We start from the raw sequence: 11981 nt of genomic DNA on the forward strand, positions 1-11981 counted from the left end.
AGATCCAGATCAAGTGTATCGCTTTGACCCGACATCAGGTCGCCAAACACCTCATTGGCGCGCAACTGGTCTTCGGCGGTGATGCGCGTCGGGCCGCCGTCAAATTCGCGCCCGATCAGGCGGCGCATCCCTTCGTCTTCGACAATCGAGTCCGACACCGGGTCGTAGGACCACACGCCGACGCCCAGAGCGGCGCGCGCCAACTCGGCCTTTTGCAGGTCTTCCAGCGCCTGCTGCGCCTCGTCGGACAGGGCCGGGGCCACGGGCGCGGCCAAAGCCGGGGTTTCGCTGACCGTCAGGGTCTGGGTGGTCGGGATGGCAGCCACCGTAATGCCCTGCGCCTCGCCGTCCTGCGTATGCACGATCCAGGCGGTGAGGATGACCGGATGCGCCTGACCGCGGACGTCTTTCAGCGACAGGTTGATGGAGGCCGGGCGGCCCCCCTGATCTTCGGGTGTCAGGTCGGCGAGGAAATCGACGGCCTTCTGGAAATCGGCATCGGCGACAAAGATTTTCGCCCAGTTGGCGTTCATCGCCTGATCGCGCGGCGTGTCGAGCAGGTTGCCGACGCGCGGATTGAGGTCGAGCACCGTCCCGTTCTGATCCAGTCCCCAGAAGGGCACAGGTGCGGCGGTAAACCAGTGGCCGCGCCACACGCCGGAAATATCGCCCACGCCTTCGCCGGTCTGGGTTTCGATCTCGACCAGCGCCGTGGTTGAGCCGATCACCTCGCCATTGGTGTTCATGATCGGCATGGAGGTCACGGAAACCAGCACCTTGGTACGGCTGCCGTGATTGACGATCAGGTGCTGAAAGCCCTTCACCGTCTGACCGCGCAGGGTGCGCGCAATGGGCAGCAGGTCGGGCGGAATGACACGGCCGTCGGGATAGGTGATGCCCCAGGTCGCCGAGTGAAAGCGCAGGCCAATCAGCTCGTTATCCTTGCGGCCCAGAAGCTGATGCGCCGTCTTGTTGGCGAAGATGAACTTGCCCGTGGCATCCGTTTCGACAAGCGCCACCGGCACGGCGTTCAGCACATTGAACATGCGCCGCTCAAGCTGATCTATCTTGCGCTCGGCCTTGAACAGCAGGTCCTGAAACTGACGCACCTGTGAGGTTTTGATGATGGCAATCAGGCCCGCGACGATGGCCGCACCGAGCAGCAACGCCGCCAGAACTCCCAGAACCACGATCAGATCGGCTTCGCTTTCCAGAAGCATCGCGCGCACAAACTCCCACCTGACCCGTTTCGGCACACAATGCGCCCAAGACGGTCTTTACCGGACTTAGCGGCTGCAACAAACGTACCCGTTTTAAGGGGCGGCGCAAGCGGCGTTTAGAGGGAGGAAGGCGCTGATTTTGCAAAAAGCCCGGCAACCCCCAGCCACCAGCCGAGGACGAAGCTGAGGCCGTATCCGGCCAGCGGCACCGGATAGGCTCCGTACAGCCACGCCACGGCGCTCAGGGCAAAATAGAGGCTCAGCGCGACGGCCTGCGGACGTTGGCTTTCGTCGGGCCACAGCCATAGGGGGCTTAAGGCGGTGAGGGTGAGAGCCGCCATCAGGCCCGCAGCCAGCAGCGGCGACTGCGCGGCGGCCAGGTGCATCACCCCTTCGACGTGCGCCACGGGCAGCAGAGGGTCGGGCCGCCATAGACACAGAGCGAGGGCCAGTGCCGCCACAGGCGCGGCCCACAGCAGGGCGCGCGGGCCATAGGTCTGCGCGATCAGGACCAGCGCAGCGACGCCAAAAGCCAGAAGCTGCGAACGGTCGGGCTGCCACGCCAGACAGGCGGCGATCAGGCCCAGACCGATCAGCCACAGCGGCGATGGTGTGTCCGCTCGCGTGGCGGTGAGCACCAGAGGCAGGATCACGGCGGCGGCATTGAGCTGAACGGGACCGAAAGCCAGCCAGCGGTGAACGCCGTCTTGCCCCGGAAAGATAAAACAGAGGCCCAGAAGGATAAGGGCGGGCCAGACAAGCGTCACTGACGGGCGCACAACGCGGCTCAGGCCCAGGAAGAGCCCTCCGCCGACCAGCCATGCGACCGGGTTACGCAACCACAGGCCGGCGCTCAGCCCCGCCTGTTGCATTGTCAGCGCCCCCAGCGCCACGGTCAGAAATGACAAGACCCCAAATGCGATAGCCAACTGAAGCTGACGTGTGTTTGCCGATGTCATGAGAGGTCCCCTTATACCTCGCCAGCCTCCTGCGAATGACAGACACTGTCAATCTCAGGTGTGGGGATAAGCGGTAAAGGGATGGGGTAATAAAGCACAAAAGGCCGGATCAGCGATCCGGCCTTTTGTGCTTTATAAACAGATTGGAGCGGGTGAAGAGGATCGAACTCTCGACATCCACCTTGGCAAGGTGGCGCTCTACCGCTGAGCTACACCCGCTCGTTTCTGTTATCCACCGGCGTGTCCGCCGAAGAGGTGCGCCTTATAGACAAAAGCCCGCGGCCTTTGCAAGGGGCATTTTTCGGAAACCTGTGAAAAACTTTTTCCGACGCGTTTTCAGGGGACTTGCCATTTCATGCCCCTCAGCCCAGCCCTCTCCCCGTGCACGGCGAGAGGGGATAAAAAGCGAAAAAGACCCGACGGGCCGCCCCGAGGGTCTTTTTCTCATATCCGAACCATGAAAAACGTATTTGGCCGTAGGCCAAAACTTTTTCATGAGTAACTATAGCATAGCCGGAATGACGCGGTCCGGCGGGCGGTGGCCGTCCTGAAGCGTCTTGATATTGAGGATCACCCGGTCGCCCATATCGGTGCGCGCTTCGATGGTCGAAGACGCCATGTGCGGCAGCAGCACCGCATTGGGCAGGCCGAACAGTTCCGGATTGATGCCGGGCAGGCGCTCATAGACATCAAGGCCGACGCCGGCGATCTTATTGCCGCGCAAAAGGTGCGCCAGCGCCTCTTCATCGACGATCTGCCCGCGTGCTGTGTTGACGAGGATGGCGTGCGGCTGAAGCTTCGCCAGTCGCTCGGCATCGAGCAGGTGGAAGGTGTGGGGGCCGCCCGGCGCATTGATCGACACCACGTCCATGCGCGACAGCATCTGGTCCAGATCGTCCCAGTAGGTGGCCTCAAGCTCATCTGAAATGCGCTGCGACACCGGTTTGCGGTTATGATAATGCACCTGCATCCCGAAAGCCCGCGCGCGACGCGCCAGCGCCTGACCGATGCGGCCCATGCCGACGATCCCCAGCCGCTTGCCATAGATGCGGCGGCCCATCATGAAGGTCGGCGACCAGGCGGAAAATTCGCCGCGCTGCACGGTTTCGGCCCCTTCGACGAAACGGCGGGCCACGGCGATGATCAGGCCCATGGTCATTTCGGCCGTGTCTTCGGTCAGCACGCCCGGCGTATTGGTGACGATAATGCCCTTTTCGACGGCTTTGGCGACGTCGATATGGTCATAGCCGACGCCGAAATTGGCGATCATCTTGAGCTGTTCGCCGCAAGCGTCGATAAAGTCGGCGTCGATGCGGTCGTTGATTGACGAGACGAGGACTTCGGCGGTCTGCGCCGCCTCGATCATCTTTTCACGCGGCATCGGGTCTTTATTCAGCCAGAGCGTGGTGTTGAACAGTTCGCGGAACCGCGTTTCCACCCCGTCGGGCAGTTTCACGGTCATAACGACTTTCAATTTCTTGTTCATGGCAATTTCTTGTTCATGGTATGCGTTGACCCTTTGACGGCATTTTGCTTCAGGACTGTTTTTTAGGGTCTGGTTAACCAAATCTGAAGCATTGCCAGCCCAGTGTCAGAGACCTTTCCGCGCCCCTTTAACCGTCTGCTTTTGCCGATGCCAACCCTGTTCAGCCTGTCTTTTTCAGTAAAACCACCACACCATAGGCCGTGCCCCCGCGTCAAGTCGGGGTGGGTGCGTGCGGCCGTTTTGACCCTGTGGCTGGGGATGGTTTGCGGTGGCGTTGTGCCCACCGCGCAGGCGGGGTCTGCCGACGTAGAGTCGTTTAACACACCGTCCAAACAGCCGGTGCCGCGCTGGGCGTCGCTGCGCTCCAACGAGGTCTATGCCCGCTCTGGTCCGACCAAGGAAAACAAGGTCCTGTGGACCTATCGCCAGAAGAACCTGCCGGTGCAGATCATTTCTGAAACCCGTGAATGGCGCATGATCTGCGATCCGGATGGCGGAATCGCCTGGGTCAGCCGCTCGATGCTGAAGTCGCAGCGCAGCGTGGTATCGATGGGCACGCAGAAGATTGACCTGCTGAGCGCCGCCAAACCCACGGCCAAGGTCAAGGCGCGACTCAATCCCCGCTCTCTGGCGACGCTCGACAAGTGCAGGAAGGGCTATTGCAAGGTCTCGGTCGGCAATGTCGATGGCTGGGCCCCGCAGGACCGGCTGTGGGGGGCGCAGGAAGGCGCGGCGTGCAAACGCCCGGACCCCTTTACGCGCCTCGGCACGCCGCAGGGCGTGCGTTAACGCCCCTCGCGGGCCAAAATTTCACAAGAAAAGCCATTGAGCCGCGGCCTCTATGCGTGTAACGCATCTTTACAGCCTGTTACGAACGCGCCATTAAGCGCCAACATAACCGCCGTATGTGTGTGAGATTCTATCCGGAGCCCCAATGAGCGACCGTCCTTCGTCTTTCGATTATGAAGCCCTTCTGGCCTGTTCGCGCGGGGAAATGTACGGTCCGGGCAATGCCCAGCTGCCGGCACCGCCGATGCTGATGATGGATCGTATCACGCAGATCACGCAGGACGGCGGGGCCTTCAACAAGGGCTATATCGAAGCCGAACTCGACATCAACCCCGACCTGTGGTTCTTCGCCTGCCACTTTATCGGTGATCCGGTCATGCCGGGCTGCCTGGGCCTTGATGCCATGTGGCAGCTGGTCGGTTTCTTCCTCGGCTGGTCGGGCAATCCGGGCCGCGGTCGCGCTCTGGGCGTAGGCGACGTCAAATTTACCGGTCAGGTCACGCCGTCCGTCAAAAAGGTGACCTATAAGATAGATATGAAGCGGGTCATGACGGGCAAGCTGATCATGGGCATCGGCGAAGGCGTGGTGCTGGCGGACGACAAGCCGATCTATTCGGCGTCCGGCCTGCGCGTCGGCCTGTTCGACGCCAAGGATCTGGTCTGATCAAAAGCACCCCTCTGACTACAGGGAAGCGAACTATGCGTAGAGTTGTTATCACCGGTCTCGGTATCGTCTCATCCATCGGCACGGGCGCAGACGAGGTTGCGGCCTCGCTGCGTGACGCCAAATCGGGCATTGTCGCAGCGCCGGACTATGCCGAGCTGGGCTTCAAGTGTCATGTGCACGCCAAACCGACCATCGGCGACTGGACGTCTCTGGTCGATCGGCGCGCCGCGCGCTTCCTGTCGGACGGCCTGGCCTATGGGCACGTCTCGCTGGAGCAGGCCATCCAGTCGGCGGGCCTCGAAGAGAGCGACATTTCCAACGAGCGCACGGGCATCATCTTCGGCGCGGGCGGCCCTTCGACGCGCACCATCGTCGAAGCCGCTGATACGACGCGCGAAAAGAAGTCGCCCAAGCGCATCGGGCCCTTCGCGGTGCCCAAGGCCATGTCGTCCGGCCCTTCGGCGGTGCTGGCCACCTGGTTCAAGATTCGCGGCATCAACTATTCGATCTCTTCGGCCTGCGCCACCTCGGTGCACTGCATCGGTGCGGCGGCGGAACAGATCATGCTGGGTCGTCAGGACGTGATGTTCGCCGGCGGTACCGAAGAACTGGACTGGACCCTGTCGAACCTGTTCGACGCCATGGGCGCCATGTCGTCGAACTTCAACGACACGCCATCGGTGGCGTCGCGCGCCTATGACAAGAACCGCGACGGCTTCGTCATCGCGGGGGGCGCGGGCGCCGTCGTGCTCGAAGACTATGAGCGGGCCAAGGCGCGCGGGGCCAATATTCTGGCTGAAATCGTCGGCTACTGCGCCAATTCGGACGGCTACGATATGGTGGCTCCGTCGGGTGAGGGGGCGGAACGCTGTATGCGTGAGGCCCTGCGTCAGGCCGGTGGTCGCAAGATCGACTACCTCAATCCGCACGGCACCTCGACGCCGGTGGGCGATGAGCGCGAAATGGGCGCGGTGCGCAACGTCTTTGGCGAAGCGTCCCCGCTGATCTCCTCGACCAAGTCGCTGACCGGTCACTCGCTGGGCGCGGCCGGGGCACAGGAAGTGATCTACTGCTTGTTGATGATGCAGCATGGCTTCGCGGCCAAGAGCGCGCATATCGAGGAACTCGACCCGGCCTTTGACGGTATGCCGATCCTGAGGGAGCGCCGCGACGGCGCGCTGGAAACCGTGATGTCGAACTCGTTCGGTTTCGGTGGCACCAACGGTTCGATCATCCTGTCGCAGGCGGATTTGTAATTCACATCCCTCCCTGCGCAGCGGGGAGGGGGGACCACGAAGTGGTGGGTGGGGCGAGTTATGGGCCATGCCCCCTCCGTCTGCTCACTTCGTTCGCATCCACCTCCCCCGCTGCGCAGGGGAGGATGACTCAGAGGATTAGACATATGGCTGAAGACGGCTGGAAATTCCCCAAGGGCGAGCTGATGAAGGGCAAGAAGGGCCTGGTCATGGGCGTTGCCAATGACAAGTCCATCGCCTGGGGCATCGCCTCGCAACTGGCGGCGCAAGGCGCGGATATGGCCTTCTCCTATATGGGCGAAAGCCTGCTGCGCCGCGTCGGCCCGCTGGCCGAATCTATTGGCGTCAAGCACCTGATCGAATGCGACGTCACCGATGACGCGTCGATGGATGCGGCCTTCGCCAAACTGAAAGAGATTTACGGCGAAATCGACTTCGTGATCCACTCGGTGGCCTTCGCCAACAAGAACGAGCTGCAAGGCTCGTTCGTCGAAAACACCACCCGCGAAGGCTTCCTGCTGGCCATGAACGTGTCGGCCTTCTCTTTCGTCGATGTGTCGCGTCGTGCCGCTGAGCTGATGCCGAACGGCGGGTCGCTCGTGACGCTGAGCTATCTGGGCTCCGAGCGCGTCATTCCGAACTACAACACCATGGGCGTGGCCAAGGCGGCGCTTGAGGCTTCGACGCGCTATATCGCCCGCGACCTCGGCCCGAAGAAGATCCGCGTTAACGCCATTTCGGCGGGCGCCATGCGTACCCTCAGCCTGGCCGGTATCTCCGGCGGGCGTTCGCTGCACGCCAAGTCGGGTCAGTTCTCGCTGCTGAAAGAAGAAACCTCGATGGAAGGCGTTGCCGGGGCCGCCCTGTGGCTGGCCTCGGACCTCGGCCTCTCCACCACCGGCGAAGTGGTGCACGTCGATGCGGGCTTCCATGTGGTGGGTCTGCCGGAAGACATCGAAGCTTAAGAAATCGCGGTCTTTGCGGGGCGGCCCGTGCCGCCGACTAGTGCGTCGCCGTCGCTTGCAGGTACCTCGCGTACCTGCGGCGCTAGGCTCCTGCTATTCGTCTCAAATCTCACGATTTCCGGTTGGGAGTCCGTGAGAACAAGACTATGCCCAGATGCCTGATCATCGCCGGACCGAAACTTGTGTTCACCCATCACGCGCATTGGTGTACAATTATAGAGGCCGAACTGTTCGAGTTGTTGCATAGGGCGTCACAGTTATGAAAAGGGTGATCAATCCGAACCCTGAGTCTGCCACGGCTGGTCTGCTGAAAGCCAATGAGGCCCTAGCTGTGCTGCGCGAAGCCGTGTCCGAAGCCATTGAGCGCAAGCGGCGGCTGGGGCAATACTGGGTGGTCTGGGACGGTGAAAAGCCGGTCGAGGTCTATCCGGAAAACGCTGTTGATCGCCCGGTCGCCGAATGAGCCAGACCCTATTCGGACCGCCGCCGTCGCTGCACGACATCGAAGCCATGGCCAGAGACACGCTGAGCAAGCTGCCGGAACCCTTTGCCGCTTACCTGCGGGACGTGGTGCTGATCGTCGAGGACTTCCCCGCCGAAGACCTGCTGGCGGATCTGGGCATCGAAGACCCGTTTGAACTGACCGGCCTCTATACGGGCCGCCCGGCGGAAACCGAGACCTTCACCGGCGACCTGCCTCCGATGATCCACCTGTTCCGCCGCCCGATCCTCGATGAATGGGCCGAAACCGGCGTGCCGCTGGGTGAGCTGGTGGCGCATATCCTGATCCACGAGGCCGGGCATCATTTCGGCCTCAGCGACGACGATATGGAGTGGCTGGAGGACGAACTGAAAAAGGGTTCTACTTCGTCCGTTCACTGACCCAATCGGTCACTATTTTCAGCGCAGAGGGCGCGAACGTCTCCTCAATATCGCCGTATTCGGAGGGCGCTCCGGTCCTCGCCGTCTGGAACAGGTGGTTGAGACCCGGCAGCTCGCGGAGGGTGGCGTCGCGGTTGCCAGCCAGAGCGGCTTTCATGACGGGCAGATTGTCACGGGCGGCTACCTGAAGGTCCTTTTCACCCGTAAGCGCCAGAACCGGTGTTTTCAGTTTTTTCAGTTCGGCCTGCGGGTCATAGCGAATGAACCAGGCCATCCACGGGGAGGTGACCGGCTTGACGATTCCGTCGATCACCGCCGGGTCGGCCGGCGTTCCAGCGGGCCATTCGGCGGCGACTATGGCGCGTACCTTGGCTTCGGCATGCTCAGGATCGGCGATAATAGCGTCATAGATTTTGCGGTTAGTCGCCTGCGCATGGCTCAAGGCCGCTTCGGTCACGCCGTTGGCGCGGCCGATCAGGGCCTGCTGGCTGAGCAGCACACGATCGCCGCGCACGGCGCTACCGGCCAGCAGCACGACAAACTGTACCTGCGGAGTCCGGTTGGCAACGAGTGGGGCAATGATCCCGCCTTCGGAATGGCCGATCAGGCCAAGCGCCTTTACGTCTTTGCGCGCACCCAGCCAGTGGGCCGCGGCCTGAGCGTCATCGGCGAAGTCGGCGGTGATGGCTTGCGCATAGGCACCGGTCGAGCCGCCGATGCCGCGCTTGTCATAGCGCAGCACAGCGATACCCGCGCGGTTGAGGGCGTCGGCCAGCACCAGAAAAATCTTGTGACCGGCGACCGTTTCATCGCGCGTATTCGGCCCGGACCCGGCAATCAGTACCACGGCGGGAAAGAGGCCATTCCCCTTTGGGGCGCTATAGGTGCCGGCGAGGGTGACGCCGGGTGTCGGCGTGGCGATCTGCACACTTTCGACGTGATATTGGGCCAGCGCGGCCTCGGCGGCATCCACCTGCGGACGGTGACTGACGGTCAACTCGCTTTCGCGGATGCGGGTCAGGCTGAGCGGCAGGGATTGCCCCTGCGACCAGGTGCCGACCCAGGCCTTTTGCGTTTCGTCCCAATGGCCCTCATAGTGGCCATTGATAGGTTTGAGGTCAAAACTCAGCGTGTCGGCGGTGGCGCTGACCGTATCGAGCGGCAGCAGGGCTTTGGACTGATCCGGGCTTTGCAACGTCCCTTTATAGGCATCGCCGTCCTTTTCGATGCGTACAATGACGGTCAGTTGCCCCATCAGCTTGCCGCGCCATATCCCGGCAGCCTCTTCGGCGTGGACCGACGTGGTCAGCAGCAGGCCCGCTGCGCAAAGTGCCCCAAATCGCGTCATCGGATCATCTCTATATTTTGTTATTTCGCAAAATAACAAAATATAAATTGCTGTCAATCCTTAACCCAAAGGGTTTGCTCAGTTTCTCAACCTTCCCGCGCATTAATCGCACATTAAGAGAACGTCATTATTCTGGGTTATACGGTATGGTAATTAAGGCATACCGTGTGTAACCTTTAGTCAGGCGTTTTCAGTATGCGTACCTCCGACCCATTTATGGCGCCTCTGTCGTCTTATGACAGCCGCGCCCGGCCTGCGCCCGTTGCGCGCGCGGCCACGCCCTCCGAAATCTATATTCCGCCCCATTCCTCCGGACTCCACGGTTTCGCTCAGACCGTGAAGCGCCTTATGCGTCGTTTTTGCTGCGGCGTGTAACGGCAGGTTTCCTGCCGCGGCGGGAGGTCCGGATAACCTCCCGCCAATTTCTTTTTATACCGCGCGATAGTCGGCCACGATGATGCCCGCCTCGGTTACTTCGGCCTCGTGCTCCGGTTCGCGCACCGTCTCGGCCAGCGCCGCCGCGTACCAGTCCTGCATAGCGGGCAGGGCCAGCAGGCGCTCGATATAGGCCTGCGCGGGTGCACTCAGCGTCAGGCCATAGGTCTGCACACGGAAGGCCACGGGGCAGAAGAAAGCATCCACCGCGGTGAAGGTGTCACCCGCCAGAAACGGCCCGCCAAAGCGGCTCAGGCCTTCGCTGAACAGGGCATCTAAGCGGTCGATATTGCGCTGAAGCGCCGGGCTGATCGTGTGCAGTTTCACCCGCAGGCCGCAGGTCATGGTGCAGATGTTGCGCAAGACGGAAAAGCCGGCGTGCATCTCCGCCGCTGCCGAACGGGCAAAGGCGCGCGCCTCACGGTCCGCAGGCCACACGGCCGGGTGCACCTCATAAACATACTCGGCTATGGCCAGCGAGTCCCAGATGGTCAGGCCCTGATCATGCAGGGCGGGCACCAAAGCCGTCGGCGAAAAGGCCTTGAACTGCACATTCTCGCCAATGGGTGTCGAGAAATAGTGCAGGTGCTCGGTGAAGGGAATCTCCAGCGTTTTCAGCAATACCCATGGGCGCAGCGACCACGAGGAATAGTTCTTGTTGGCGATATAAAGATCGTACATGCCACACCTCCTTTTAACAGGCAGAGTATGGCCGCCCACCCTTAGGCCCGGAAGTGGCGAAACTGACGCTCATCGTATAAAAACTGCCAAGCTGGCCCCGGCCTTAGCCAAACTGAAAGCCGCTGACCGCCGTGTTCATAGGTTTCAGCGTCTCGTCATAGGTCCGCACGCCCGGCGCGTCACCTGCGGCCCCGGCGGCGACAAACAGCGGCACCAGATGGTCCTCGTGCGGGTGGGCGACACGTGCGCCGGCACCCTTTGACCAGTCACGCAACAGGGCGTCGCGGGCCTCACCTGTGTGGGCCGTCAGCGTGTCGTTCAGCCAATCATTAAAATGGTGAGAGCCATTGACCGGCTCATAGGCCAGACTCATGCGGATCAGCGCCTTGAGGTCGTGGAAGCTCATGCCCGACGCCACAATCAGCACGCCTTCGTCGCGCAGAGGGGCCAGCGCCTGACCCAGCGCGATATGCGCCTGCGGGTCCCAGTTGTTTTTGATCGACACCTGCACCACCGGGATGTCGGCATCGGGGTACATCAGCAGAAAAGGCACGAAGACGCCGTGGTCATAGTCGCGCGTCGCGTCGCGATCGACCGGGATACCCGCCTCCGCTGCCAGAGCAATCACCCGCTCGGCCAGTTCAGGCGAGCCGGGGGCGGGGTAATTCAGGCGATAGGTATGGTCGGGAAAGCCGTAATAGTCGAACAACATGCCCGGTTTCGCCTTGGTCTGCACCGTGAAGCGCTCGGTCATCCAGTGGGCGGAGATGACCAGTATGGCCTTCGGGCGTTGCCCCACCTGATTGGGGATGTCGCGCAGATAGTCGCCCATGCGGTCCCACAGGTGCGGCGGGTTCCACTCCATAAAGAAGCACGGGCCGCCGCCATGCGGAATATAGAGGGTGGGCAGGGGATTTTGCGACGTCATGGGGGTAACCTGAATAAAAAAGGGGCACGGCCATGACCGCACCCCCGGAAAAAACGAACCGTAAACCGGTCTTACTTCTTGTTGGCTTCGGCCGTGATGACGAGGGTGATTTCGTCGCTCACCGCCGGGACATAGGCACCCATGCCGAAGTCCGAACGCTTGATCTGGCCCGTGGCGCTGAAGCCTGCGGTTTTCACGCCCTTCATGTTGGCGCCGATCTTGTTCAGCTTGACCGCCAGAGTGACCGGCTTGGTGACGCCGTGGATGGTCAGGTTGCCGGTGACATTGGCCGTGTCCTTACCGGTCACATCGACCTTGGTCGATTTGAAGGTCGCGGTCGGGTACTTGGCGGCATCAAAGAAGTC

13 protein-coding genes and 1 tRNA gene are annotated in these 11981 nt (G+C 61.7%); 6 read left to right on the plus strand and 8 right to left on the minus strand.

Features of this window, described 5'->3' with window-relative positions; translation table 11 throughout:
• The 4 genes from Q0072_RS07845 to Q0072_RS07860 form a co-directional block, all read right to left on the minus strand.
• Positions 1-1220 (minus strand): PAS domain-containing protein (locus Q0072_RS07845; RefSeq protein ID WP_298328142.1); only part of this gene is annotated, 1220 nt, incomplete at its 3' end.
• A gap of 116 nt (positions 1221-1336) precedes the next feature.
• Positions 1337-2179, minus strand: a complete 843-nt coding sequence (locus tag Q0072_RS07850) for a hypothetical protein (protein ID WP_298328111.1) — start codon at positions 2177-2179, stop codon at positions 1337-1339.
• 144 nt (positions 2180-2323) lie between these two features.
• Positions 2324-2398: transfer RNA gene (locus Q0072_RS07855), tRNA-Gly, on the minus strand.
• A gap of 283 nt (positions 2399-2681) precedes the next feature.
• Entirely contained in the window at positions 2682-3665 is a 984-nt protein-coding gene (locus Q0072_RS07860; RefSeq protein WP_298328114.1) for a D-glycerate dehydrogenase, read from the minus strand.
• Between the two features lie 225 nt (positions 3666-3890).
• On the opposite strand from Q0072_RS07860, the gene Q0072_RS07865 reads away from it, so the two are divergent.
• From Q0072_RS07865 to Q0072_RS07890, 6 genes are all read left to right on the plus strand, one after another.
• Positions 3891-4454, plus strand: a complete 564-nt coding sequence (locus Q0072_RS07865) for an SH3 domain-containing protein (RefSeq protein WP_298328116.1) — start codon at positions 3891-3893, stop codon at positions 4452-4454.
• Positions 4455-4599: 145 nt separating this feature from the next.
• Entirely contained in the window at positions 4600-5118 is a 519-nt protein-coding gene (gene fabA / locus Q0072_RS07870; RefSeq protein WP_126419517.1) for a 3-hydroxyacyl-[acyl-carrier-protein] dehydratase FabA, read from the plus strand.
• A gap of 35 nt (positions 5119-5153) precedes the next feature.
• Entirely contained in the window at positions 5154-6377 is a 1224-nt protein-coding gene (gene fabB, locus Q0072_RS07875; protein ID WP_298328121.1) for a beta-ketoacyl-ACP synthase I, read from the plus strand.
• A 146-nt stretch (positions 6378-6523) separates the two neighbouring features.
• Entirely contained in the window at positions 6524-7342 is an 819-nt protein-coding gene (locus tag Q0072_RS07880; RefSeq protein WP_290796135.1) for an enoyl-ACP reductase, read from the plus strand.
• Between the two features lie 259 nt (positions 7343-7601).
• The gene (locus Q0072_RS07885) at positions 7602-7805 is read left to right on the plus strand and encodes a hypothetical protein (RefSeq protein WP_298328125.1); all 204 of its coding nucleotides are present in this window, start codon (positions 7602-7604) and stop codon (positions 7803-7805) included.
• A complete protein-coding gene (locus tag Q0072_RS07890) occupies positions 7802-8224 on the plus strand; it encodes a metallopeptidase family protein (RefSeq protein ID WP_298328127.1) in 423 nt (140 codons plus the stop codon). The genes Q0072_RS07885 and Q0072_RS07890 overlap by 4 nt, the downstream gene beginning before the upstream one ends.
• Here Q0072_RS07890 and Q0072_RS07895 read toward each other — a convergent pair.
• The 4 genes from Q0072_RS07895 to Q0072_RS07910 form a co-directional block, all read right to left on the minus strand.
• Positions 8205-9572 carry an alpha/beta fold hydrolase gene (locus tag Q0072_RS07895; protein WP_298328130.1) on the minus strand — a complete coding sequence of 456 codons (1368 nt, stop codon included), beginning with the start codon at positions 9570-9572 and terminating at the stop codon, positions 8205-8207. The genes Q0072_RS07890 and Q0072_RS07895 overlap by 20 nt on opposite strands.
• Before the next feature lie 429 nt (positions 9573-10001).
• Positions 10002-10688 (minus strand): glutathione S-transferase family protein, encoded by a 687-nt coding sequence (locus Q0072_RS07900; protein ID WP_298328133.1) that lies wholly within the window; start codon positions 10686-10688, stop codon positions 10002-10004.
• A 103-nt stretch (positions 10689-10791) separates the two neighbouring features.
• A complete protein-coding gene (locus Q0072_RS07905) occupies positions 10792-11616 on the minus strand; it encodes a class III extradiol ring-cleavage dioxygenase (protein ID WP_298328136.1) in 825 nt (274 codons plus the stop codon).
• A 71-nt stretch (positions 11617-11687) separates the two neighbouring features.
• On the minus strand, positions 11688-11981 hold a 294-nt coding region (locus Q0072_RS07910), incomplete at its 5' end, for a YceI family protein (protein WP_298328139.1).

This window comes from Asticcacaulis sp. (genome assembly GCF_027484505.1).
Classification (GTDB): Bacteria; Pseudomonadota; Alphaproteobacteria; order Caulobacterales; family Caulobacteraceae; genus Asticcacaulis.

Excerpts from the sequence above, each read along its gene's own strand:
- fabB (WP_298328121.1), top strand. The coding sequence starts at position 5,154 with ATGCGTAGAGTTGTTATCACCGGTCTCGGTATCGTCTCATCCATCGGC.
- Q0072_RS07850 (WP_298328111.1), bottom strand. The coding sequence starts at position 2,179 with ATGACATCGGCAAACACACGTCAGCTTCAGTTGGCTATCGCATTTGGG.
- Q0072_RS07895 (WP_298328130.1), bottom strand. The coding sequence starts at position 9,572 with ATGACGCGATTTGGGGCACTTTGCGCAGCGGGCCTGCTGCTGACCACG.
- Q0072_RS07860 (WP_298328114.1), bottom strand. The coding sequence starts at position 3,665 with ATGAACAAGAAATTGAAAGTCGTTATGACCGTGAAACTGCCCGACGGG.
- Q0072_RS07890 (WP_298328127.1), top strand. The coding sequence starts at position 7,802 with ATGAGCCAGACCCTATTCGGACCGCCGCCGTCGCTGCACGACATCGAA.
- Q0072_RS07900 (WP_298328133.1), bottom strand. The coding sequence starts at position 10,688 with ATGTACGATCTTTATATCGCCAACAAGAACTATTCCTCGTGGTCGCTG.
- Q0072_RS07880 (WP_290796135.1), top strand. The coding sequence starts at position 6,524 with ATGGCTGAAGACGGCTGGAAATTCCCCAAGGGCGAGCTGATGAAGGGC.
- Q0072_RS07905 (WP_298328136.1), bottom strand. The coding sequence starts at position 11,616 with ATGACGTCGCAAAATCCCCTGCCCACCCTCTATATTCCGCATGGCGGC.
- Q0072_RS07885 (WP_298328125.1), top strand. The coding sequence starts at position 7,602 with ATGAAAAGGGTGATCAATCCGAACCCTGAGTCTGCCACGGCTGGTCTG.
- fabA (WP_126419517.1), top strand. The coding sequence starts at position 4,600 with ATGAGCGACCGTCCTTCGTCTTTCGATTATGAAGCCCTTCTGGCCTGT.